Source organism: Streptomyces cylindrosporus (genome assembly GCF_022698165.1).
Lineage (GTDB): Bacteria > Actinomycetota > Actinomycetes > Streptomycetales > Streptomycetaceae > Streptomyces > Streptomyces cylindrosporus.
In genome coordinates this window covers 296,079-318,433 of sequence record NZ_JALDAY010000011.1, presented here as the reverse complement: position 1 = coordinate 318,433, position 22,355 = coordinate 296,079, and the positions used below count along the sequence as shown (strand labels likewise).

At 67.9% G+C, this 22,355-nt stretch carries 22 protein-coding genes; 19 read left to right on the top strand and 3 right to left on the bottom strand.

All coding sequences use genetic code 11. The annotated features are described in order from the left end of the window. The first annotated feature begins 13 nt into the window (after nt 1–13). The 15 genes from rplF to truA all read left to right on the top strand — a co-directional run bounded on the left by rplF (nt 14) and on the right by truA (nt 9,949). Nucleotides 14–553 carry a 50S ribosomal protein L6 gene (gene rplF, locus MQP27_RS34390; RefSeq protein WP_242772509.1) on the top strand — a complete coding sequence of 180 codons (540 nt, stop codon included), beginning with the start codon at nt 14–16 and terminating at the stop codon, nt 551–553. Nucleotides 554–556: 3 nt separating this feature from the next. After that, nucleotides 557–940: a 50S ribosomal protein L18 gene (gene rplR, locus MQP27_RS34385; protein WP_071364959.1), complete on the top strand. Its 384-nt coding sequence runs from the start codon at nt 557–559 to the stop codon at nt 938–940. Nucleotides 941–976: 36 nt separating this feature from the next. Then, nucleotides 977–1,582, top strand: a complete 606-nt coding sequence (gene rpsE / locus MQP27_RS34380) for a 30S ribosomal protein S5 (RefSeq protein WP_009190144.1) — start codon at nt 977–979, stop codon at nt 1,580–1,582. 2 nt (nt 1,583–1,584) lie between these two features. Then, entirely contained in the window at nt 1,585–1,767 is a 183-nt protein-coding gene (rpmD, locus tag MQP27_RS34375) for a 50S ribosomal protein L30 (RefSeq protein ID WP_004927226.1), read from the top strand. Between the two features lie 2 nt (nt 1,768–1,769). After that, nucleotides 1,770–2,225, top strand: a complete 456-nt coding sequence (gene rplO / locus MQP27_RS34370; RefSeq protein ID WP_242772507.1) for a 50S ribosomal protein L15 — start codon at nt 1,770–1,772, stop codon at nt 2,223–2,225. Between the two features lie 188 nt (nt 2,226–2,413). Next, nucleotides 2,414–3,727 carry a preprotein translocase subunit SecY gene (secY, locus tag MQP27_RS34365; RefSeq protein ID WP_242772505.1) on the top strand — a complete coding sequence of 438 codons (1,314 nt, stop codon included), beginning with the start codon at nt 2,414–2,416 and terminating at the stop codon, nt 3,725–3,727. Further along, nucleotides 3,727–4,389 carry an adenylate kinase gene (locus MQP27_RS34360; protein WP_242772503.1) on the top strand — a complete coding sequence of 221 codons (663 nt, stop codon included), beginning with the start codon at nt 3,727–3,729 and terminating at the stop codon, nt 4,387–4,389. The genes secY and MQP27_RS34360 overlap by 1 nt, the downstream gene beginning before the upstream one ends. A gap of 97 nt (nt 4,390–4,486) precedes the next feature. Continuing rightward, nucleotides 4,487–5,323 carry a type I methionyl aminopeptidase gene (gene map, locus MQP27_RS34355; RefSeq protein ID WP_242772501.1) on the top strand — a complete coding sequence of 279 codons (837 nt, stop codon included), beginning with the start codon at nt 4,487–4,489 and terminating at the stop codon, nt 5,321–5,323. Between the two features lie 421 nt (nt 5,324–5,744). Next, nucleotides 5,745–5,966 (top strand): translation initiation factor IF-1, encoded by a 222-nt coding sequence (infA, locus tag MQP27_RS34345; RefSeq protein ID WP_003948620.1) that lies wholly within the window; start codon nt 5,745–5,747, stop codon nt 5,964–5,966. A 29-nt stretch (nt 5,967–5,995) separates the two neighbouring features. Beyond that, nucleotides 5,996–6,109: a 50S ribosomal protein L36 gene (gene rpmJ / locus MQP27_RS34340; RefSeq protein WP_003998809.1), complete on the top strand. Its 114-nt coding sequence runs from the start codon at nt 5,996–5,998 to the stop codon at nt 6,107–6,109. Between the two features lie 196 nt (nt 6,110–6,305). Then, on the top strand, nt 6,306–6,686 hold the full coding sequence (rpsM, locus tag MQP27_RS34335) for a 30S ribosomal protein S13 (protein ID WP_242772498.1): 381 nt from the start codon (nt 6,306–6,308) through the stop codon (nt 6,684–6,686). Between the two features lie 70 nt (nt 6,687–6,756). Further along, complete coding sequence (gene rpsK / locus MQP27_RS34330) at nt 6,757–7,161, top strand: 30S ribosomal protein S11 (protein WP_003956432.1); 405 nt, start codon at nt 6,757–6,759, stop codon at nt 7,159–7,161. Nucleotides 7,162–7,305: 144 nt separating this feature from the next. Continuing rightward, a complete protein-coding gene (locus MQP27_RS34325; RefSeq protein ID WP_003966937.1) occupies nt 7,306–8,328 on the top strand; it encodes a DNA-directed RNA polymerase subunit alpha in 1,023 nt (340 codons plus the stop codon). A gap of 104 nt (nt 8,329–8,432) precedes the next feature. Further along, a complete protein-coding gene (rplQ, locus tag MQP27_RS34320; protein ID WP_242772495.1) occupies nt 8,433–8,942 on the top strand; it encodes a 50S ribosomal protein L17 in 510 nt (169 codons plus the stop codon). Nucleotides 8,943–9,085: 143 nt separating this feature from the next. Further along, nucleotides 9,086–9,949 (top strand): tRNA pseudouridine(38-40) synthase TruA, encoded by an 864-nt coding sequence (gene truA / locus MQP27_RS34315; protein WP_242772492.1) that lies wholly within the window; start codon nt 9,086–9,088, stop codon nt 9,947–9,949. An 18-nt stretch (nt 9,950–9,967) separates the two neighbouring features. Here truA and MQP27_RS34310 read toward each other — a convergent pair whose 3' ends face one another. The 3 genes from MQP27_RS34310 to MQP27_RS34300 form a co-directional block, all read right to left on the bottom strand. Next, nucleotides 9,968–10,372, bottom strand: a complete 405-nt coding sequence (locus tag MQP27_RS34310; RefSeq protein ID WP_242772469.1) for a DUF6193 family natural product biosynthesis protein — start codon at nt 10,370–10,372, stop codon at nt 9,968–9,970. A 64-nt stretch (nt 10,373–10,436) separates the two neighbouring features. Continuing rightward, nucleotides 10,437–14,825: an Ig-like domain-containing protein gene (locus MQP27_RS34305; protein WP_242772457.1), complete on the bottom strand. Its 4,389-nt coding sequence runs from the start codon at nt 14,823–14,825 to the stop codon at nt 10,437–10,439. A gap of 165 nt (nt 14,826–14,990) precedes the next feature. Next, nucleotides 14,991–16,199 (bottom strand): right-handed parallel beta-helix repeat-containing protein, encoded by a 1,209-nt coding sequence (locus MQP27_RS34300; RefSeq protein WP_242772455.1) that lies wholly within the window; start codon nt 16,197–16,199, stop codon nt 14,991–14,993. 464 nt (nt 16,200–16,663) lie between these two features. Between MQP27_RS34300 and MQP27_RS34295 the strand changes: the two genes are divergently transcribed. The 4 genes from MQP27_RS34295 to MQP27_RS34280 are packed head-to-tail and all read left to right on the top strand — an operon-like array spanning nt 16,664 to nt 22,342. Continuing rightward, complete coding sequence (locus tag MQP27_RS34295; RefSeq protein ID WP_242772453.1) at nt 16,664–18,130, top strand: glycosyltransferase family 2 protein; 1,467 nt, start codon at nt 16,664–16,666, stop codon at nt 18,128–18,130. Further along, the gene (locus MQP27_RS34290) at nt 18,127–19,131 is read left to right on the top strand and encodes a glycoside hydrolase family 26 protein (RefSeq protein ID WP_242772450.1); all 1,005 of its coding nucleotides are present in this window, start codon (nt 18,127–18,129) and stop codon (nt 19,129–19,131) included. The genes MQP27_RS34295 and MQP27_RS34290 overlap by 4 nt, the downstream gene beginning before the upstream one ends. Next, nucleotides 19,128–20,804: a hypothetical protein gene (locus tag MQP27_RS34285; protein ID WP_242772447.1), complete on the top strand. Its 1,677-nt coding sequence runs from the start codon at nt 19,128–19,130 to the stop codon at nt 20,802–20,804. The genes MQP27_RS34290 and MQP27_RS34285 overlap by 4 nt, the downstream gene beginning before the upstream one ends. Then, on the top strand, nt 20,801–22,342 hold the full coding sequence (locus tag MQP27_RS34280) for a glycosyltransferase family 39 protein (protein WP_242772444.1): 1,542 nt from the start codon (nt 20,801–20,803) through the stop codon (nt 22,340–22,342). Before MQP27_RS34285 ends, MQP27_RS34280 begins: the two co-directional genes overlap by 4 nt. Nucleotides 22,343–22,355: the final 13 nt, after the last annotated feature.

The following is a 22,355-nucleotide window of genomic DNA, read 5'->3' as shown; positions in this document are numbered from 1 at the left end:
GGAGGAAACAGCTATGTCGCGTATTGGCAAGCTCCCCATCACGGTTCCCGCCGGCGTGGACGTCACCATCGACGGCCAGACGGTCTCGGTCAAGGGCCCCAAGGGCACGCTGACCCACACCGTCGCGGCGCCGATCGAGATCGCCAAGGGTGAGGACGGCGTCCTGAACGTCACCCGCCCCAACGACGAGCGTCAGAGCAAGGCCCTGCACGGCCTGTCCCGCACGCTGGTGGCGAACATGATCACCGGCGTGACCCAGGGTTACGTGAAGAAGCTCGAGATCAGCGGTGTCGGTTACCGCGTGCAGGCCAAGGGTTCGAACCTGGAGTTCGCTCTCGGCTACAGCCACCCGATCACCGTCGAGGCCCCCGAGGGCATCACCTTCAAGGTGGAGGCCCCCACCCGGTTCTCGGTCGAGGGCATCGACAAGCAGAAGGTCGGCGAGGTTGCGGCCAACATCCGCAAGCTGCGCAAGCCCGACCCGTACAAGGCCAAGGGCGTCAAGTACGAGGGCGAAGTCATCCGCCGCAAGGTCGGAAAGGCGGGTAAGTAAGCCATGGCATACGGACAGAAGATCCTGAAGGGCGACGCCTACAAGCGCGCCGCGATCAAGCGCCGTCACATCCGGATCCGCAAGCGGATCAACGGTACGGCGGAGCGTCCGCGTCTGGTCGTTACCCGCTCGAACCGCCACATCGTGGCCCAGGTGATCGACGACCTCAAGGGTCACACCCTTGCGTCGGCGTCCACCCTGGACACCTCGATCCGCGGTGGCGAGGGCGACAAGTCGGCCCAGGCCAAGCAGGTCGGTGCCCTGGTCGCCGAGCGCGCCAAGGCCGCCGGTGTCGAGGCCGTCGTGTTCGACCGTGGTGGCAACCAGTACGCCGGGCGCATCGCCGCCCTGGCGGACGCCGCCCGCGAAGCCGGGCTCAAGTTCTGAGCCGCTCGTAGCTAGCGGAAAGAGAGAGGTAATCCAATGGCTGGACCCCAGCGCCGCGGTGGCGGTGCCGGTGGCGGCGAGCGGCGGGACCGTAAGGGTCGTGACGGTGGCGCAGCCGCCGCCGAGAAGACCGCTTACGTTGAGCGTGTCGTCGCGATCAACCGTGTCGCCAAGGTTGTGAAGGGTGGTCGTCGCTTCAGCTTCACCGCGCTGGTCGTGGTGGGCGACGGTGACGGCACCGTGGGTGTCGGTTACGGCAAGGCCAAGGAGGTGCCGGCCGCCATCGCCAAGGGTGTCGAGGAGGCCAAGAAGCACTTCTTCAAGGTCCCCCGTATCCAGGGCACCATCCCGCACCCCATCCAGGGTGAGAAGGCTGCCGGCGTCGTGCTCCTCAAGCCCGCCTCCCCGGGTACCGGTGTTATCGCCGGTGGTCCGGTGCGTGCCGTGCTCGAGTGCGCCGGTATCCACGACGTGCTGTCGAAGTCGCTCGGCTCCGACAACGCCATCAACATCGTGCACGCGACCGTGGAGGCCCTGAAGGGCCTGCAGCGTCCCGAGGAGATCGCGGCCCGCCGCGGTCTGCCCCTCGAGGACGTCGCCCCCGCGGCTCTTCTCCGTGCGCGTGCCGGGGCGGGTGCGTAATCATGGCGCAGCTCAGGATTACGCAGGTCAAGTCCTACATCGGCAGCAAGCAGAACCACCGTGACACCCTGCGCTCCCTTGGTCTCAAGGGCATCAACACGCAGGTCGTCAAGGAGGACCGCCCCGAGTTCCGCGGCATGGTGCACACCGTCCGCCACCTCGTGACGGTCGAGGAGGTCGACTGATCATGGCGGAGAACAACCCGCTCAAGATCCACAACCTCCGTCCCGCCCCGGGCGCCAAGACCGCCAAGACCCGTGTCGGTCGTGGTGAGGCGTCGAAGGGTAAGACGGCCGGTCGTGGTACCAAGGGCACGAAGGCCCGCTACCAGGTTCCGGAGCGCTTCGAGGGTGGGCAGATGCCCCTCCACATGCGCCTCCCGAAGCTGAAGGGCTTCAAGAACCCGTTCAAGACCGAGTACCAGGTCGTGAACCTCGACAAGCTGGCCGCGCTCTACCCCGAGGGTGGCGAGGTCACCGTCGAGGGTCTGGTGGCCAAGGGCGCCGTTCGCAAGAACAGCCTGGTCAAGGTGCTCGGCCAGGGCGAGATCTCCGTGGCGCTGCAGGTGACGGTCGACGCCGTCTCCGGCTCCGCCAAGGAGAAGATCGCCGCCGCCGGCGGCACCGTCACCGAGCTCGTCTGAACAACTCAGGCGTCTCGATGACTTGAGCGATCCCGACCGGGGATATCCCACAAAGGGGTATCCCCGGTTGGTCGTTCCACGGGGAGCTGTGCCGCCGGTAAGGTAGCCTGCACCGTTCGTTATTCGTATCCGTCGAACCTCAAGACCGTCACCCTTGACGCAGTTGCGCGGGGGTCGCAGGAGGCACCGTGCTCACCGCGTTCGCCCGGGCGTTCAGGACGCCCGACCTGCGCAAGAAGCTGCTCTTCACGCTCGGCATCATCGTGGTCTACCGGGTCGGTACCCACATCCCGATCCCCGGCGTCAACTACACCGCCGTCCAGCAGTGCGTGGACGAGGCTTCCGGCAACCAGGGCCTGTTCGGCCTGGTGAACATGTTCAGTGGCGGTGCGCTGCTGCAGATCACGGTCTTCGCGCTGGGCATCATGCCGTACATCACGGCGAGCATCATTCTGCAGCTGCTGACCGTGGTGATCCCGCGCCTGGAAGCCCTCAAGAAGGAGGGCTCGGCCGGTACGGCGAAGATCACCCAGTACACCCGCTACCTGACCGTGGCGCTCGCCATCCTGCAGGGCACCGGCCTGGTGGCCACCGCCCGCAGCGGCGCCCTCTTCTCCGGCTGCACGGTCGCGTCCAGCATCGTCCCGGACCAGGCGATCTTCACCACCATCACCATGGTCGTCTGCATGACCGCCGGTACGGCCGTCGTGATGTGGCTCGGCGAGCTCATCACCGACCGCGGCATCGGCAACGGCATGTCGATCCTCATGTTCATCTCGATCGCCGCGACCTTCCCCTCCGCGCTGTGGGCCATCAAGAAGCAGGGCACCCTGGCCGGCGGCTGGATCGAGTTCGGCACCGTGATCCTCGTCGGCCTGGTCATGGTCGGCCTGGTGGTCTTCGTCGAGCAGGCCCAGCGCCGGATCCCGGTCCAGTACGCGAAGCGCATGATCGGCCGCCGTTCCTACGGCGGGACCTCGACGTACATCCCGCTGAAGGTCAACCAGGCGGGTGTGATTCCGGTCATCTTCGCCTCGTCGCTGCTCTACATCCCCGCGCTGGTCGCTCAGTTCTCCGGCGGCACCTCGGGCTGGAAGACCTGGATCGAGACGAACCTGACCAAGGGCGACCACCCGATCTACCTGGTCAGCTACTTCTTGCTGATCGTTTTCTTCGCGTTCTTCTACGTTGCGATCTCCTTCAACCCCGAAGAAGTCGCCGACAACATGAAGAAGTATGGTGGCTTCATCCCGGGCATCCGGGCTGGCCGACCGACCGCTGAGTACCTCTCGTACGTGCTCAACCGGATCACCTGGCCGGGTTCGCTGTATCTGGGTCTGATCGCTCTCGTACCAACGATGGCGTTGGTCGGGTTCGGGGCAACCGGTAACTTCCCCTTCGGCGGGACGAGCATCCTGATCATCGTGGGTGTGGGTCTCGAGACGGTGAAGCAGATCGAGAGCCAGCTCCAGCAGCGCAATTACGAAGGGTTCCTCCGCTGATGCGAATCGTCCTCGTCGGGCCGCCTGGTGCTGGGAAGGGCACTCAGGCCACCCGCCTTGCCGGGAAGCTGTCGATCCCGCACATCTCCACGGGCGACCTGTTCCGCGCCAACATCAGCCAGCAGACGGAGCTCGGGAAACTCGCGAAGTCCTACATGGACGCCGGCAACCTCGTGCCCGACGAGGTCACCATCGCGATGGCGAAGGACCGCATGGAGCAGCCGGACGCCCAGAACGGCTTCCTGCTCGACGGTTTCCCGCGCAACGTCTCGCAGGCCGAGGCGCTCGACGAGCTGCTCAAGACCGAGGGCATCAAGCTGGACGCCGTACTCGACCTCGAAGTCCCCGAGGAGGAGGTCGTCAAGCGGATCGCCGGCCGGCGCATCTGCCGCAACGACTCGGCGCACGTGTTCCACGTGACGTACAGCCCGCCGAAGAAGGAAGGCGTCTGCGACGTCTGCGGCGGTGAGCTGTACCAGCGCGACGACGACTCCGAGGAGACCGTCCGCACCCGGCTGGAGGTCTACCACACGCAGACCGAGCCGATCATCGACTACTACAAGGCGCAGGGCCTGGTCGTCACGATCTCCTCCCTGGGCCCGGTGGACGAGGTCACGCAGCGCGCCCTGGAGGCGCTCAAGCGCGAGGACGACGGCAAGTAGCCGTCGGCGAGTACGGCCGTGACACCCACAGGGCGTCACGGCCGTACTGTTGTGCAGGTAACCGGTTGACGTGAGTGACGGAGAGCGCAGGCCCCCCATGGTGCAGATCAAGACCCCCGAGCAGATCGCGAAGATGCGCGAGGCGGGACTGGTCGTCGCGGCCATCCACGCGGCCACGCGTGAGGCGGCCGTGCCCGGAGCCTCCACCAAGGACCTGGACGAGGTCGCCCGCAAGGTGCTCGCGGAGCACAACGCCAAGCCCAACTTCCTCGGCTACGGCGGCTTCCCCGCCACGATCTGCACCTCCGTCAACGAGGTCGTCGTCCACGGCATCCCCTCCGAGGACGTCGTCCTGAAGGACGGCGACATCATCTCCATCGACTGCGGCGCGATCATCGACGGCTGGCACGGCGACGCGGCGTACACGGCGTTCGTGGGCTCCGGTCACGCTCCGGAGCTGATCGAGCTGTCCCGGGTGACGGAGGAGTCGATGTGGGCCGGCATCGCGGCGATGAAGCAGGGCAACCGCCTGGTCGACGTCTCCCGCGCCATCGAGACGTACATCCGCCGGCAGCCGAAGCCGGGCGGCGGCAAGTACGGGATCATCGAGGACTACGGCGGCCACGGCATCGGCACCGAGATGCACATGGACCCGCACCTGCTGAACTACGTCGACCGCCGCCGCGGCAAGGGCCCCAAGCTGGTCCCCGGCTTCTGCCTGGCGATCGAGCCGATGGTCTCCCTGGGCACCCCGAAGACCGAGGTCCTCTCCGACGACTGGACGGTCATCACGACGGACGGCACGTGGTCGTCCCACTGGGAGCACTCGGTCGCGCTGACCCCCGAGGGTCCACTGGTACTCACGGCTCCCGACGGGGGCAGGGCGAAGCTGGCGGAGCATGGGGTCACGGCGGCTCCCGATCCGCTGGCGTGACGTCGGACCGGGACCACGACCGCCGGTCGGAGGCCGGCGCAGCCGCTCGAAGCTTGTGAGGCGCCCCGGGCGCCGAGCCCGCGAGGGCGGCATCCAGAACTGGGTCCGAGGTCCTCTCCGACGACTGGACGGTCATCACGACGGACGGCACGTGGTCGTCCCACTGGGAGCACAGCGTCGCGCTGACCGAGCAGGGCCCGCTCGTCCTCACCGCCCCCGACGGCGGCAAGGCGAAGCTGGCGGAGCACGGCATCACGGCGGCTCCGGACCCGCTGGCTTAATGATCTCCCCGCTGGGGCATCCTTACTCGATTCGTCTTTCCGAGTGTGCTGACGTAGACTGACTCGTCGGCTCTCGTGTCTCCGCATGTCCGCGTGCGGTTGCCGGAGTCGATCAAGGTAGTCGATTCGAAGGGCGAAGCGTGGCCAAGAAGCAAGGTGCCATCGAGATCGAGGGCACTGTCGTCGAGTCTCTTCCGAACGCCATGTTCAAGGTCGAGCTCCAGAACGGCCACCAGGTCCTGGCACACATCAGCGGCAAGATGCGCATGCACTACATCCGCATCCTCCCTGACGACCGGGTCGTGGTGGAGCTGTCTCCGTACGACCTGACGCGTGGCCGGATCGTCTACCGCTACAAGTAGATCCCTCTGACTCGGAGAACCTCAATCCCATGAAGGTCAAGCCGAGCGTCAAGAAGATCTGCGACAAGTGCAGGGTGATCCGCCGTCACGGTCGGGTCATGGTCATCTGCGAGAACCCGCGCCACAAGCAGCGCCAGGGCTGACGCACGATCGACCGATCCCTCTGCATCGACATCGCAGGGATTCGCGCGACGCGAGCTGAATATGTTCATACGCAGGACCCAGGCGATCGATCGCCTGACACCCCCGGTTCGGAGGCCGGGGACCCGATTCGTACCTGATACGGCGGCCGGGAACCGGTTCTGTGGAAGACCTCCGAAGATCACCAGGAGCCATTGAATGGCACGCGTTTCCGGTGTTGACATCCCGCGCGAAAAGCGCGTGGAGGTCGCCCTCACCTACGTGTTCGGCATCGGCCGGACCCTCTCGAAGGAGACGCTGGCTGCGACCGGCGTCGACCCGAACACCCGGGTTCGTGACCTGAGCGAAGAGCAGCTCGTCGCGATCCGCGAGTACGTGGACAACAACATCAAGACCGAGGGTGACCTCCGTCGTGAGGTCCAGGCCGACATCCGCCGCAAGGTGGAGATCGGCTGCTACCAGGGTCTCCGTCACCGTCGCGGTCTGCCCGTCCGCGGTCAGCGCACCAGCACGAACGCCCGTACCCGCAAGGGCCCGCGTCGCGCCATCGCCGGCAAGAAGAAGCCGGGCAAGAAGTAGTCCTCAGCGGACAACGCTTCATCAGCGGTCTTCGCTGTAGGACCGACCACCTCCCCGTAGGAGTTTGTAGATGCCCCCCAAGGGTCGTCAGGGCGCTGCCAAGAAGGTGCGCCGCAAGGAAAAGAAGAACGTCGCTCACGGCCACGCGCACATCAAGAGCACGTTCAACAACACGATCGTCTCGATCACGGACCCCTCGGGCAACGTGATCTCCTGGGCCTCCGCCGGCCACGTCGGCTTCAAGGGCTCGCGCAAGTCGACCCCCTTCGCCGCGCAGATGGCCGCCGAGTCGGCCGCCCGCCGCGCGCAGGAGCACGGCATGCGCAAGGTGGACGTGTTCGTCAAGGGTCCCGGCTCCGGCCGTGAGACCGCGATCCGCTCCCTCCAGGCCACCGGCCTTGAGGTCGGCTCGATCCAGGACGTCACCCCCACCCCGCACAACGGCTGCCGTCCGCCCAAGCGCCGCCGCGTCTGAGGCCAGGTTGTCTTGAGGTTGCGGGCGGTACGGCTCTTCGGGGCGGTACCGCCCGTACCCTTGCAGTACCCGTCCCTCTTGCCGGGGGCGGTTCCGTCGGGCGTCAAATAGCGGGCGTCCACGAAAGAAGGATCTGATCCACACATGCTGATCGCTCAGCGTCCCTCGTTGACCGAAGAGGTCGTCGACGAGTTCCGCTCCCGGTTCGTGATCGAGCCGCTGGAGCCGGGCTTCGGCTACACCCTCGGCAACTCCCTCCGCCGCACCCTCCTGTCGTCGATCCCCGGCGCTGCTGTCACCAGCATCCGCATCGACGGTGTCCTGCACGAGTTCACCACCGTGCCGGGCGTCAAGGAGGACGTGACCGACCTGATCCTCAACATCAAGCAGCTGGTCGTCTCCTCCGAGCACGACGAGCCGGTCGTGATGTACCTGCGCAAGCAGGGCCCGGGTCTGGTCACCGCCGCCGACATCGCGCCCCCGGCCGGTGTCGAGGTGCACAACCCCGACCTCGTCCTCGCCACGCTCAACGGCAAGGGCAAGCTGGAGATGGAGCTCACGGTCGAGCGTGGCCGCGGTTACGTCTCCGCCGTGCAGAACAAGCAGGTGGGCCAGGAGATCGGCCGTATCCCGGTCGACTCCATCTACAGCCCCGTGCTGAAGGTCACGTACAAGGTCGAGGCGACCCGTGTCGAGCAGCGCACCGACTTCGACAAGCTGATCGTCGACGTCGAGACCAAGCAGGCGATGCGTCCCCGTGACGCCATGGCCTCCGCCGGCAAGACCCTGGTCGAGCTGTTCGGTCTCGCCCGCGAGCTGAACATCGACGCCGAGGGCATCGACATGGGCCCGTCCCCCACGGACGCCGCCCTTGCCGCCGACCTGGCGCTGCCGATCGAGGAGCTGGAGCTCACGGTCCGCTCCTACAACTGCCTCAAGCGTGAGGGCATCCACTCCGTGGGTGAGCTCGTGGCGCGCTCCGAGGCCGACCTCCTGGACATCCGCAACTTCGGTGCGAAGTCCATCGACGAGGTCAAGGCGAAGCTGGCCGGCATGGGCCTGGCCCTGAAGGACAGCCCGCCCGGATTCGACCCCACGGCCGCTGCCGACGCCTTCGGCGCCGACGACGACGCGGACGCGGGTTTCGTGGAGACCGAGCAGTACTGAGCCTTACGGGGCAGTACTGACCGGTTGATGCCGGTGAGCATCCGCTCATCGGGTTCCTGACCCCGGTACCTGACACGGCCGGGGCAGACACACAGGAGAAGGAAATGCCGAAGCCCACCAAGGGTGCCCGTCTGGGCGGCAGCGCCGCGCACGAGAAGCTGCTCCTCGCGAACCTCGCGAAGTCGCTGTTCGAGCACGGCCGTATCACCACCACCGAGGCGAAGGCCCGCCGCCTTCGTCCGTACGCCGAGCGTCTGGTCACCAAGGCGAAGAAGGGCGACCTTCACAACCGCCGCCAGGTGCTGCAGGTCATCACGGACAAGAGCGTCGTCCACACGCTCTTCACCGAGATCGGCCCGCGCTACGAGAACCGTCCGGGTGGCTACACCCGCATCACCAAGATCGGTAACCGCCGTGGCGACAACGCGCCCATGGCTGTCATCGAGCTGGTCGAGGCGCTGACGGTTGCGCAGCAGGCGACCGGTGAGGCCGAGGCCGCGACGAAGCGTGCGGTCAAGGAGGCCGAGGAGGCCAAGGTCGAGGAGACCAAGGCTGACGAGGTCGTCGAGGACGCCGCGCCGGAGGCTGACGCCGAGGAGTCGAAGGACGCGTAAGCGTCTGCGGGGAGCTGCTCGGGTGGCGGCTGCGGGTTCGTCGTGGCTGATCGCGCAGTTCCCCGCGCCCCTTACGGGGCGCTCAGTGGGCCCGTTCCTTTTCAGGAGCGGGCCCGCTTTTGTGTTCCTGAGAGGATCTGTGTGTGAGTGACGAAGTAGCGCCTGGTTATGTACGTGTCCGTCTTGACCTGTCCTACGACGGTTCCGAGTTCTCCGGGTGGGCCAAGCAGGCCGGGGGGCGGCGGACCGTGCAGGGGGAGATCGAGGATGCTCTGCGTACCGTCACTCGGTCCGGGGACGTCTCGTACGAGTTGACCGTGGCCGGGCGGACGGATGCCGGGGTGCATGCTCGGGGACAGGTCGCCCATGTCGATCTTCCTAGGGAGATCTGGGCTGCGCACCACGACAAGCTGCTCAAGCGGCTTGCCGGGCGGTTGCCGAGGGATGTGCGGGTGTGGGCGCTCAGGGAGGCGCCCAGCGGCTTCAACGCCCGTTTCTCGGCGATCTGGCGGCGGTACGCGTACCGGGTCACCGACAACCCCGGGGGAGTGGATCCGCTGCTGCGCAATCACGTCCTGTGGCACGACTGGCCGCTCGACGTGGACGCCATGAACGCGGCGGCGGAAAGGCTGCTGGGGGAGCACGACTTCGCCGCGTACTGCAAGAAACGCGAGGGGGCCACGACCATCCGTACGCTTCAGGAGCTGAGCCTGGAGCGAGGGGCCGACGGCATCATCACGGCCACCGTCCGCGCCGACGCCTTCTGCCACAACATGGTGCGGTCGCTGATCGGGGCGCTGCTGTTCGTGGGGGACGGGCATCGGGGGCCGGAGTGGCCGGGGAAGGTGCTGGCCGCGGGCGTACGGGACTCGGCCGTGCATGTCGTACGGCCGCACGGGCTGACGCTGGAGGAAGTCGGCTATCCAGCGGACGAGTTGCTGGCCGCGCGGAACAAGGAGGCACGGAACAAGCGGTCGTTGCCGGTGGGGGGTGGGTGCTGCGGCTAGGCCCCGTCTTCAAGGCGCTCAGCCGTTCATGGAGCTCTCGTAGGCGGCCAGTTCCTCTGCGTTGCCGATGAAGGCCGGGCCGCAGTGCGGTGGCAGCCGATCGACGACCGTCGTTACTGCGGCTTGCGCGCTGTCCGTCTCGGCGATCCGCGGGCTGCTGCGGCTTGGCCCTTCGACGTAATACCGGCCGTCTCTCAGTGTGCCGATGTAAGGGATGTCCCAGGTGTGGCGGATCTCTGTGCACCTGCTGAAGTGCAGCTCCCACATGCCGGTCCAGGGGTACAGCTGTCGAAGCAGCGGCTCGGCATGTGCCACCCGCACCAGCTCGGCAAAAGGTGCGAAAAGAGGCCATTCATCCGGCTGGTGAAGTTCACCCGCAGTAGCAAGGATCTTGTGCCACGCTGCTCCGACATGATTGGTCATGCCGTGATTGTGCCGCCCCCGTCCGATGGCCGGGGGCGGGGCCTCAGTCCGGTCGTGGTCGTGCTCACTGCTTGACGGTGAAGTACTGCCAGGTGCCCCAGGTGTTGAGGTTGGTGGTGTCCTTGCTGCTGCGGACGTATTCCGCGGCTATGCGGAACCTGCTGTTGGTCCACTTCGTCAGGGACATCTTGTAGCGGCCGGTGCTGGTGGAGGTCAGGGCGGCGCAGGAAGTGGTGGTCTGCGTGTGCCAGGCGCTGCTGTAGTAGCGCTGCACGCGGAACACGATGCACTGGCCGGCCTTGTTGGGGGTGACCGTGGCGTCGAGCTGTGCCTTGGCGGTGTGGTGGTACACGCGGTAGAGCGTGCTGCCGTAGTGCGTGCTCGTGTAGTAGCCGGACAGTTTCTCCGAGACCCGTACCTGGGTGTGGACGGTTCGGGCGGCGGTTTTCGGGGCGTACCTGTAGTCGCCGGCGAACACCGCGCTGAACGTGGTGTTGCGGGTGAGCTTGTAGGTCGCTGCCAGGTTGCCGTTCGAGTCCACCGTGCCCGACTTCACCAGGACTGAGTCGCGGCCGTACGGCTTGGCGTAGATCGACACCTTGCGGCTGTTGTACGTGGTGCCGAGGTGAGCGGTGATCTTCGCCGTCTTGGCGTACGCGTACGTCGAGTGGTCGGTGGCGATGGTCAGGGATGTGGCGGTCCGGGACACCTGGACGGTGGCGGTGCTGCCGGCCGACTTGTGGGAGACGTCGCCCGCGTAGGTCACCTTGTAGGTGTTGGCGCCGCCGATCTGCGGGGTGTCCGTGAACGTGAACGAACCGTCCGCGGCGACCTTCGCGTCGGCGAGCGCGACGCCGGACGTGTGTCCGAGGTCGGTCTTCGTCACCTTGACGACCCCGCCGGTGGCGAAGGGCGAGCCGGAGAGCGTGCCGGACACGGTCAGTTTCTTCGTGCGGGTGGCCGTGGCGGGGGCTGTGAGGGTGACCGTGGTGGTCAGCTTGGACGCCTGGACGAGGGTTGTCGTGCTTGCCGGGTCGTGTGTCGCGTCTCCTTCGTAGCTCGCGGCGTAGGTGTACGTGCCCTCCGCCGACGGGGTGTCGGTGAAGGTGAAGGAGCCGTCCGCCTTCGTCGTCACATCGGGCAGTGCTGTTCCGTTCCGGGTGATGTGCGTGACCTGGCCCGCGGGAAGCGCCGTGGACGAGGCCAGGGTGCCGGTGACGGTCAGCGACCGGCCCGGGACGGCTGTGCTCGGGGCGGTGAGGTGGAGTGAGGTCGTCGCCGGGGTTGCCTCGCTGATGACCGGGGCGCTCACCGTGTGCACGTCGGAGGTGTCGCCGGTGGCGCCGGAGAAGGCCGGGAGCGCGGTGGACGTCAGCGTCGGTGTCGTGTCCATCACCTGCGTCCCGTCGATCCAGACGTACAGATGGCCGGTGGCGACCTGGATGTCGACCTGGTGGGTGCCCTGGCGAAGGGAGGTGGTCAGGGGGACCACCGACTGGTACGTGATCGTCGACGAGCCGGCCGAGCTGCGGCCGACGCCCACGAAGTTCTGCACCTTGAGCGTGTTGTTCCAGCCGCTGCCGAGCGCGATCACCGTTCCCGGCCGTCCCGCGATGCCGAGGCTGTCACCGGTCCCGCCCAGTGCCGAGGCGGTGTTCTGGTCCGGGTCGAGCAGCGTGAGCGTCATACCCCTGCCGCCGGTGCCGGGGCCGAACTTCGCGGTGAAGGTGGCACGCAGTCCGTCGGTGCGCAGCGCCTTGGTGTAAACCGCCGTGCCCGCCTGGTTGCTGGTGGCCGAGGTGAGCTGGACCCCGCCGTCGGCCGACACCGCCGAGCCGTTGGTCTGCCACTTCCCGTCGGCGACCGAGGTGGTGGTGGCCTTGCCGGTGCCGGTGCCCTTGATCTGCACGTACATGGCGCCCTGGCCGTTGCCGCTCGCGTCGGTCCCGGTGCCGGTGACCTCGTAGGAGGCGCTCAGGTCCGCCGCCGAGCGCGGAGTGAACGTCACGCTTTGTACGGCGGTCTGGTCAGGGCCGATGATCAGGCCCTCCGACAGCTGTACCGGGCTGTTGAAGTCACCGGTCGGCGCCTTGGCCTTGGTCACGGTCACCGGGATGTTGCCGGTGTTGGTGATGGTGAACGACAGCGACTTGGAGCTGCCGATCGGGACCTGGCCGAAGTCCAGTGAGCTCGTGGAGAACTCCAGGTGTCCCTGTCCCGTGATGGCCGTCGCGCTGACCGGCACGCTCAGCGTGTGCGTGGCGCCTCCGCCGCTGCTGCTGACCACGAGCGCGTCGCTGTCGGTCCCGTCGGCGGTCGGCGTGTAAGTCACCGAGAGCACGAACGAGCCACCCGCTGGTACGGCCGTCCCCGTGCTGGGCAGCCCCGAGGCGGAGAAGGCGCCGCCGGGCGCGTCGACCGAGTCGACGGTCTCCGGTTCGGTACCGGTGTTGGTGATCTGGAGGTTCAGCGTGGAGGTGCTGCCGGTGGGCACTTCCCCGAAGTCCAGGGCGGTGGGTGCCGCCCCGAAGCCGGGTTTGGTGCCGATGCCGTGGAGGGCGAAGACCAGCTTCTGGCCGTCCGACAGATTCGCGGTCAACGTGCCGTTGACGCCGCCGGTGGCGGTAGGAGTGAAGGTGATCGGTACGTCCAAGGTTGCGTTCGCCGCCAGCGCCTTCGGCTGCTCGGCGGTGGGTACGGCGGACGGGTCGACCGAGAACGCACCGGAGGCCTTGAGCCCGGTGATGCTGACGTCCTGCGTGGCCGTCAGTGTCATCTTGGCGGAGCCGCTGTCACCCACGCCGACCTGGCCGATGTCCAGCGAGGCCGCGGTGAGGGCGGTCCTGGCCGGGCTGCCGAAGCCGTGGAGCACACCGTCGCGGGTACCGACGTACACCTTGCCGCGGTCCGCGGTCGGCGTGCTGAACTTCGTCGCGGTGCCGATCGGCGCGGACCAGAGCAGCTGGAGACGGCCGTTGCCGTCGGGAGTGGGGCTGTAGGCGCGCAGGGTGCCGTCTGCTCCGGTGGCGTTGCTCGCGGAGGTCATCCACACCAGGGCGCTGGACTCGTCCGTGCCGTTCGAGGTGACCAGGGGAGAGCCGCTGGTGTAGCCGAAGGTGTCCTGGCTCTGGCCGGTGAGGGTGAGCGTGGGCGTACCGCCGTTGCGCACGCCGTACTTGAGGGCGCGAAGCGGGCCCTGGTTGCCGACGACGTAGACATAGCCGCCGTCGCCGCCCCAGAACGCGGGGTGCCCCCACATGCCCTGGTACGGGCCGGACACGCTCACCGCGGCGTCGCCGCCCTGGGCGCCCTGGCCCATGCCGCCGAGGTTGTCGCGGTCGAGCAGGAACACCCGCCCGTCCTTGCCCTGCTGGACCAGCAGATGGGGATGTTCGCTGGTGCCGAAGCCGTCCGGCAGCGCCATCGGGGCGCCCGAGGAGATGTCCTGGTCGTTGAGGTCCAGGGTCGAGGCGTCGCTCGGGCTGAAGAAGTCGGCCGTACTGAGGCTGTTGTCCGCGCCGACCTGGAGGCGTACGACGGACTCGGCCAACGTTCCCTGAACGGATTTGCCGGGTCCGGGCGCCGGGCTGATGCCGTTGCCGGTGCTGAAGAAGATCCGGCCGGGCCCGTCCGAGACCAGCCCGCCGCCCGCCTGCCAGATGCCGGCGCCGCCGGTGCCGGTACCGGTCACAGTGGCCCACATCGAGGTGATGCTGTGCGCGGTGGTGCTGACGCCCACCACATAGCCGCGGTACGGCCATGCGTCGCAGTGGGCGCCGAAGCCCGCGTAGGCGACGCCGTCCATCAGCAGCAGGCCGGGGCGCTGCTGCTCGTAGTAGGCGTCGAAGGTGACGCTCGGGTCGTTGACGGGGCTTCCGGCGATGGTGACCGGCCAACCGGAGCGCTCGGCTCCGGAGGTCGGGTCCACGGCGTGCATCAGCCAGGTCGGGTGACGATGGGTGGAGGTGCCGTCGTCGACCTTGGTCGTGAAGTAGAGGGAGTCGGTTGCGGAGTCGTAGACGGGGGTCGCGGTCGCGCCGATGTTGGGCACCAGGTCACCGCAGCCGATCGCGGAGGCCGGCCACGACGGTCCGTAGTTCTTGCTCCACTCGATCGCGCCGGTGGTGCGGTCGAGGCCGTACATGGTGTTGCTCTCGGTGACCGCGATCACCTGGTCGCCCAGTACCAGCGGCTGGGCGTAGATCTGGCCGTCCAGCTTGGTGGCGAAGAGCTGGCCGAAGGCCGACGACTGGACGACCGCGGGGGAGAGTGAGGACTCGTCCTGGTCCCAGTTGGTGCGCAGGTTGTCGATGCCCTGGGTGGTCTGGTCGGCCTGGGCCGAGGATGCCACCAGGGTGATCGTCGTGCCGATCAGTGCCGCGGTGGCCACGGCCACGGTGGCGAGCAGGCGTCTGCGCCGCCGGCTGCGGTGGCGGCCACCGCGTGCGGGCATGGAAAACCCGGGCAAATCAGGACCTCCCCCTGGTGCCCGCGCCCGGAACGGCCACAGGTGCGGAGCAAATGTGAAGACTGAGTGGTTGTTCCTATCATCTGTTGAGCCATTTGGGCCCTATGAGGCGCGTTTCGCTTCGGAAACGTCGGCGGGAGCGGTGTGCTCTCAGCCAGTGCCCACGAGCGTGCCCTTCACGAACTTCGTGTTGCCCGAGCCGCTCTGCCACGGGGACGTGACTCCCTGGAGGTGGCCCGAGTTGACCACGACGTAGGCCGAGTTGTCGGCTTTCACGCCGTACTGCGGGCTCGCCGCACCCGTTCCGTCGTCGTCCTTGCCCGTGAGGACGACCAGGCCGTCGGCGATGACCTTGCACTGCGAGCTCGCGACACCCAGTCCCGCGTATCCGCCGCCACCGGCCCCGTCGTTCTTGCCGTCCCGGGTGAGTTGCGTGGCGGACAGCAGGAGGACGCCGGTGGTGTCCGTCGCGTGCACGTACATGCCGTGCCAGCCGTTCCGGTCGGTGGAGCAGGCCACCATCTTGATCACTCCGGGTACCGACTCGATGTCGAAACCGTGCTTCGAGGACCATTCCGCGCGGCAGCTGGTGAAGGAGGAGTTGCCCGCGCCCGACATCCACCAGCCGCAGCCGCCGACACCCAGGACGTACACGTCGTGGAAGACGGAGTCGGTGGAGTTGTTCAGCACGATGCCGTGGGAGCCGGTCCACAGGACGGAAACGCGGTCGTAGTGCAGGCAGAACGGGGCCTGGGGGCCGCCCGTGGCGTCGAAGTTGTACCAGGTGTTGATCCCGACGCCGGTGACCGCGCGGACGTGGACGTCGCGCAGCTGCAGATGCTGGATCTGCCCCGTGGCGCGGATGCCGTCGATCTCCGCTCCGCCGCGCGGCAGGTCCGAGCCGTCGATGGACAGCGAGAAGATGCGCTGCGCGTTGGCCTGGATCGAGTAGCCCCCGAGCTGCTGGTCGAGGACCTCGACGACGGCCTGCCCCGTGAAGGACGGCAGGGGGCGGAGCCCAGCCACCGGGTTCCGTGCGCCGGGCTGGGACTCGCCGCCTGCGTGCGAGCCCTGGAGGGTCACATAGGGGCCGACGCGCAGTGGAGCGCTCGTGCGGTACACCCCGGCGGGGAGCACGGTGATGTTGCCCGGCAGGCAGGCGTCCAGTGCCGCCTGGATCGCCGCGGTGTCGTCGGTGGTGCCGTCTCCGGTGGCGCCGTGGTCCTTGACGTTCACCCACCCCGCATCCGCCGCCACGGCGGCGGCGTCACCGGCGGAGACCGACGTGGCGGACACGGCGACGCCGCCCACCGCGAGGGCCGATCTGAGGACGGAGCGTCTTGAGTTCGAACCGGTCATGTGGTGCCCCCCTGGGCTGCTCGAAGATCGGCAGTCAGTATCCCTTCAGGCCCACACGGGTGTGACAAGGAACGCACAAACAGAGGCATCTGCCCGGGTCGTCTGGATGTGAAACCTGTTGGTTACCCCACTCTTCAACAAAAATAAGGTGCATAAGGGGACTTGTCGGGCGCACGTCTCCACGATGCTCTTACGTCATTCACATCTCTCGGATAACCTTTCGCATCTGGCCCCTTTGTTCGAAAGGGGCTCTTGTCTGGGGTGGGGAACACATCGGGCCGATGGCCCGGAGGGTAGGAATGTCATCCATTGACTCTGCCCGCATGTCCGGAGCGGCCGGTGCCGGGGGGCATCGATCCGCAAGGCGTGGAGGAAAGCGTGGCGTCGAGCAGGCGCCCCTGGGACTTCTGCCCGCGCCGCCGTCGCATGCGGAGAAGTATTCGTACGTCAAGAGGCGCCTGTGGGTGCTGACGCTCGCCTCGATCGTCAGCTTCGGGTGCCTGACCGTCAGTCAGGTGGCGCTGACCAAGGCCAGCCCACTGATGTGGATCTTCGCGCCGCCGCTGTTCTTCACCGTCGTCTACTACCTCGTGTCGCTGAAGGTCAACGGCTTCACCCGTGACTTCGACTTCGAATACCACCAGCAGCTGGTCCGTGGCTGGCGGCCGCCGGTCTACCCCAGCGTCGACGTCTTCCTGCCGGTGTGCGGCGAGCCCATCGAGGTGCTGCACAACACCTGGACCCATGTGCGGCAGCTGGCCGACCGCTACCCCGGCACCTGTGTGCCCTTCGTCCTCGACGACGGCGCGAGCCCCGAGCTCGCCGCCATGGCCCGGGACTTCGGCTTCCGCTACGGCACCCGCGAGAACCGCGGCTGGTTCAAGAAGGCCGGCAACCTGCACTTCGGGTTCGGCCAGTCCGACGGCAAGTACATCCTGATCCTCGACGCCGACTTCACCCCGCGCTCCGACCTCCTGGAGGAGCTGCTGCCGTACATGGAGGCCGACGAGCGCATCGGGATCGTCCAGTCCCCGCAGTACTTCCGGGTGCTGGACTCGCAGAACTGGATCGAACGCGGTGCCGGTGCGGTGCAGGAGCTGTTCTACCGCTCCGTGCAGGTGTCCCGGCAGAACAGCGACGGCGCCATCTGCGTCGGCTCCTGTGCCATCTACCGGCGGGCCGCGCTGGACACCAACGGCGGTACGACCCTCATCGAGCACTCCGAGGACGTGCACACCGGGTTCGATCTGCGCGGGCTCGGCTGGGACCTGAAGTACGTGCCGGTCGCGCTGTCCACGGGCGTGTGCCCGGACACCGCGGGGGCCTTCTTCAACCAGCAGTACCGCTGGTGCTCCGGCTCGATGTCGCTGCTCAGCAGCAAGAAGTTCTGGGACGCGCCGATCAGCTTCTCCAGCCGGCTCTGCTACATGTCCGGCTTCTTCTACTACATTCACACGGCGCTGTTCACCTTCCTCGCACCGCTCGTGCCCATCATGCTGCTGCTCACCAGCCCCGAGATGCTTCAGGTCAAGCACCTTGTCTGGGTGCTGCCCAGCATCGCCTACACCACCCTCGTCTTCCCGATGTGGCATAAGGCGCCGTACCGCCTCGAGGCCTGGTCGGCGCGGATGATGTACGGCTGGGCGCACGTCTTCGCCATCTGGGACATCCTGCGCAAGCAGCGCATGGGCTGGCAGCCGACCGGCTCCAAGGGCGCGAAGAAGAACAAGACCCGCCGGTTCTGGCTCGGCCTGTGGATCTGGAGCGGCGGCACCGCCGTGGTCTGGGTCGGCGCGGCCGTGTACCGGCTGTTCACCGGCTACCCGCCGGACTTCGCACTCGTCCTGTCCTCCGGGCTGTTCTACGCGCTGGTTGTCGCGCGCGCGCTCATCCAGCCCAAGGAACACACCTCGGCAGGTGAGCCCGCTTGATCCGCAGGACCGTTCTCCCGTTGTGCGCGGCGCTGTTGTCCCTGGCGGCGGTCGCCGGCTGCGGTGTGCTCGGCGGTGACGACCCCGCCGCACAGGCCGCCAAGGAACCCGCCGGGTCCTCCTCGAAGGGAACCGCGGCGCAGCCGCCGTACGACGTGAAACCGCTGCTGCACCCCGACAAGGACTACTTCGGGGTGGCCCTGAACGGTGCGCCGAGCTCGCTGAAGCCGGTGGACGCCTTCGCGAAGACCGTCGGCAAGAAGCCCAACATGGTCGGCTCCTACTCGTCGTGGGGTGACGGCTTCAACGCCGAGGGTGCCCAGAACGTCTTCGGTGACGGCGGCCTGATGTACGTGTCGTGGGAGCCGTTCAAGCCCGGCCTCGACAAGATCGCCGACGGCTCGCAGGACACGTACATCAAGAAGTACGCGAACAGCGTGCGCAAGACGAACGTGCCCGTGGCGATCAGTTTCGGCCACGAGATGAACGGCGGGTGGTACCCGTGGGGCACCAAGGACACCACCCCCGCGACCTTCGTGAAGGCGTGGCGGCACATCCACGACGTCTTCCAGGACGTCGGCGCCACCAACGTCATCTGGGTATGGAGCCCGAACATCATCAACCCGGTCCCCTCCGTGAAGCTGAAGCCCTACTGGCCCGGTGACGCCTACGTCGACTGGGTCGGCATCGTCGGCTACTGGGCGCAGACCGGCGCGCACACCTTCGACACCCTCTACGGCCCGACCCGCAGGCAGATCGCCGAGTTCACCGACAAGCCGGTGCTGATCAGCGAGACGTCGTCCGAGCCCGGGGAACGGCGGCGCGCCGATGTGCGCGCGCTGCTCGGGGGCGTGAAGGAGGACGAGGACGTCATCGGCTTCCTGTGGTTCAACATCCCCAAGCGGGCCGACTGGCGCATCCAGAGCAGCCCGCTCGCCCTGGCCGAGTTCAAGCGCCTCATCGCCGACGACGACTTCGGATTCGAGGTGCCGCGTTCATGACGACGCAGCAGCAGGACGGCGGCTGGTCGGAACCCGGGCAGCGGCAGGACTGGCAGCAGCACTACCCGCCCTACACCGAGCAGCAGCAACAGCAGGTCTACGGTGACCAGCAGGCCTACGGACAGCAGCAGACCTACGGTGACCAGCAGGGTTACGGCTACCAGCAGCCGTACGCCGGGCAGCCGTACATCCCGCAGCAGCCGACCGCCGGGCAGCAGCACTACGCGCGTCCCTACACGGGCGGCTCCGACGCCGAGTACTACGTCCCGGAGTACGCCGTCCTCGAACCCGAGCCGGAGCCCGAGCCGGGCTATGTGCTGCCCGAGGTCCCGGTATCGGCCTGGTCGGTCGACAACAGCCGCTCGGCGTGGATCAGCCGCGGCGTACTGCTGCTGATCCTGCTCGTACAGGCCGGGCTGTCCTTCCGGCTCGACGGCAGCGCCTTCGCGCAGGAGGCGAAGTTCCTCACCACCGACGGCGAGCTGTCGGGGCTCGTCGCACAGCTCGGCCTGGACGGCGCCCGGGCACTGAGCCTCGCATGGGCGCTGGGAGCCACGGCACTGCTGTTCGGCGCCACCCGGCTGCTGTTCAACGCGCGCGCCGGCCTCGCGGCCGCCGCCATGTACTCCGTGCTGGAGTCGACCGCCTTCACCGGCCGCTACGCCTCCCTGCACTCCCTGTCACTGTTCCTGCTCGCCGCCGCCCTGTGGCTGCTGGCCCGGACCCGGCAGTCCAGCCCCGCGGCCGTACTGCTCGCGGCTCCCTTCGCGGCCCTCGCGCCGTTCGCCGCTTACTCGGCCGCCCTGTACCTGCCCACGCTGACCGTGCTCGCCGTACTGACCGCCTACCGCTTCCGCGGTACGGGCGCCTTCGTGCGGGGCGCGCTCTTCGCGGCGGTCACCGGCGTCCTCTGCTTCGCGGGCGTCCAGTTCGCCGGCACGCCGAGCGGCTGGAACGTCAAGGGCACCGACGGCGCCGTCGAACTGCTCAAGGACAGCGCCCAGTGGGGCGGGGTCGTCCTGCTCGTCGCGGTGATCGGTGCCGTCGGCTTCATCCGGCGGGCCCGGATGGGCGAGATGCCGTGGGCCGAAGGCAGCGCGCCGGGCGCGATCCGGCGCTCCCTGCTCGGTTTGACGATGTGCGGCACAGCCCTGCTCGCCCCGCTCTACCAGGCATGGCTGGGCAACGGCAGTTCGCTGTACATCCACGTCGGCTTCGGACTGCTCTTCGCGGTGCCGATGGCCGGTCTCGGTGTGTCCCGGATGATGGGCGCCCACTTCCGGTACCCGCAGCTCGGCATCATGATCTACGTCGCCGCCCTGGTCATCGGCATGGCGCAGACCGGGGGGCTGTACCGGCCGCCGGACTCGGCCGCGATGATCGGCGCCCTGCGCGAGGTCGTGGACACCAAGGGCCAGTACCTGACCGACGATCCGGAGATCTCCGCGTACTACCTCCGGGCGCAGACGAAGCCCGGCCAATGGCACCAGGCCGAGCGGGGCGCGGCTCTGACGGCCGAGGTGAAGAAGGGCTCGTACGACGCGGTCGTGCTGCGTGCCTCCTCCGTTCCCGAGGCGCTGCGCGGCAACGCGAACTACCGGCTGCTGGCAGTGCTGCGGCCCTCCGACAAGGACGGCGGACAGGAGCCGTACCGGATCTGGGTGAAGCGATGACGGCGTACACACCACCGGTCGACGAGACGACCGCCCAGGAACCCGAGGAGGGCGCGCCCTCCGCGCACCGCCGGTCTGCCGAGGGCGCAGGCCGGGGCTCTGCCTGGCTCGCCTTTCTGCTGCCAGCGCTGGTCGCGGCCGCCTGTGTGGTGCCGGGGCTCGGCGGGCGCCAGCTGTGGCGCGACGAGCACGCCACCTGGTGGGCGTCCACGATTTCCTGGCACGACCTCGGACGGCTGATCAGCAGCATCGACGTCGTGATCGCGCCGTACTACGCGGCGATGCATCTGTGGATCGACGTCGCCGGGGATTCGGCGGCGCTGCTGCGGCTGCCGGAGGCGCTTGCCATGGCGGTCTCGGCCGGTCTGGTCGGGCTGCTGGGGCGCCGGATGTTCGCGCTGCGCACCGGCGTGCTGGCCGGACTGCTGTTCGCGGTGGTGCCGATGATCACCCGGTACGGCCAGGAGGCCCGGCCGTACGCGTTCGCGACGATGTTCGCGCTGCTGGCCACCCTGTGGCTGATCCGGGCGCTGGACCGGCCGAGCCTGCGCAACTGGACGCTCTACGCGCTCGCCGTCGCGGCCACGGGATTCAGCCACCTGGTCGCCATGGCGGTGCTCGCCGGGCATGTGTGGCTCGTCTTCCTGGCCAAGAAGCGCGGCGACCGCATCGCCCACTACGCCTTCGCCGGCGCGGCCATGCTGGGGCTGTCCATCACCTTCCCGATGGTGGCGCAGGGCAGCGGGCAGAGCGGCCAGATCGCCTGGAACGTCACCACGACCAAGGACCTGACCGAGTTCCCGGAGGCCCTGTTCGGGTCGTGGATCACCGGCGGAGCGGTGATGGCCCTCGGCGTGGTCGGCCTGCTGGTGGCCGGGCGGTACTCGGTGCTGCTGGCCGCCTGGGCCGTCCTGCCGCCGGTGCTCACCTTCGTGACGGCCAACCAGCTGCACCTCTTCCTGCCGCGGTATCTGCTGTTCACCATCCCGGCCTGGACGCTGCTGGTGGCCGCGGCGCTCACCAGGCTCGTCGGCAGGCTCGACCCCGACGCCCGCCGGGGGTCCGGTGCGCAGGTGCTGAGCGGGCTGCTGGTCGCGGCCGTGGCGGCGGGGTATGCCTTCGTGGCATGGCCGGCGATCGGCGACGCCAAGAAGGATCTGCCGATGGAACCGGACTTCCGGGGCGCGGCGAACGTCGTCGCGGCGGGCGAGAAGTCCGGCGACGGCATGATCTTCAACGGCGGGATGTCGGAGCGCCGGGCCATGGCGTACGAACTGCGGGACCGCAAGGCCCCCGAGGACGTGCTCATGGAGTACACCCCGCAGCAGAACGGGTCCTACGGCGCCACCGAGTGCCGCAAGCCGGCGAGCTGTCTCAAGGGCACCGACCGGCTGTGGCTGGTCTCCACCATCAGCGACGGGCGCCCGCTGCTCACCGGCATGAACGAGAAGACCGCGGCGGCGATCGAGAAGTCCTTCAAGGCCGGTCGCACGGTGAAGCTGAACCACATCGTGGTGCAGGTTCTCGAGCGCAAGTAGCGGCCGACACGGA

What these genes read in the sequence shown, in the direction of transcription:
- MQP27_RS34300 (WP_242772455.1), bottom strand. Translation starts at nt 16,199, where the DNA reads ATGACCGGTTCGAACTCAAGACGCTCCGTCCTCAGATCGGCCCTCGCG.
- MQP27_RS34360 (WP_242772503.1), top strand. Translation starts at nt 3,727, where the DNA reads ATGCGAATCGTCCTCGTCGGGCCGCCTGGTGCTGGGAAGGGCACTCAG.
- MQP27_RS34285 (WP_242772447.1), top strand. Translation starts at nt 19,128, where the DNA reads ATGACGACGCAGCAGCAGGACGGCGGCTGGTCGGAACCCGGGCAGCGG.
- rplO (WP_242772507.1), top strand. Translation starts at nt 1,770, where the DNA reads ATGGCGGAGAACAACCCGCTCAAGATCCACAACCTCCGTCCCGCCCCG.
- rpmJ (WP_003998809.1), top strand. Translation starts at nt 5,996, where the DNA reads ATGAAGGTCAAGCCGAGCGTCAAGAAGATCTGCGACAAGTGCAGGGTG.
- rpsE (WP_009190144.1), top strand. Translation starts at nt 977, where the DNA reads ATGGCTGGACCCCAGCGCCGCGGTGGCGGTGCCGGTGGCGGCGAGCGG.
- MQP27_RS34280 (WP_242772444.1), top strand. Translation starts at nt 20,801, where the DNA reads ATGACGGCGTACACACCACCGGTCGACGAGACGACCGCCCAGGAACCC.
- rpmD (WP_004927226.1), top strand. Translation starts at nt 1,585, where the DNA reads ATGGCGCAGCTCAGGATTACGCAGGTCAAGTCCTACATCGGCAGCAAG.
- rplF (WP_242772509.1), top strand. Translation starts at nt 14, where the DNA reads ATGTCGCGTATTGGCAAGCTCCCCATCACGGTTCCCGCCGGCGTGGAC.
- MQP27_RS34310 (WP_242772469.1), bottom strand. Translation starts at nt 10,372, where the DNA reads ATGACCAATCATGTCGGAGCAGCGTGGCACAAGATCCTTGCTACTGCG.
- rplQ (WP_242772495.1), top strand. Translation starts at nt 8,433, where the DNA reads ATGCCGAAGCCCACCAAGGGTGCCCGTCTGGGCGGCAGCGCCGCGCAC.
- rpsM (WP_242772498.1), top strand. Translation starts at nt 6,306, where the DNA reads ATGGCACGCGTTTCCGGTGTTGACATCCCGCGCGAAAAGCGCGTGGAG.
- rpsK (WP_003956432.1), top strand. Translation starts at nt 6,757, where the DNA reads ATGCCCCCCAAGGGTCGTCAGGGCGCTGCCAAGAAGGTGCGCCGCAAG.
- rplR (WP_071364959.1), top strand. Translation starts at nt 557, where the DNA reads ATGGCATACGGACAGAAGATCCTGAAGGGCGACGCCTACAAGCGCGCC.
- MQP27_RS34325 (WP_003966937.1), top strand. Translation starts at nt 7,306, where the DNA reads ATGCTGATCGCTCAGCGTCCCTCGTTGACCGAAGAGGTCGTCGACGAG.
- map (WP_242772501.1), top strand. Translation starts at nt 4,487, where the DNA reads ATGGTGCAGATCAAGACCCCCGAGCAGATCGCGAAGATGCGCGAGGCG.
- MQP27_RS34305 (WP_242772457.1), bottom strand. Translation starts at nt 14,825, where the DNA reads ATGCCCGCACGCGGTGGCCGCCACCGCAGCCGGCGGCGCAGACGCCTG.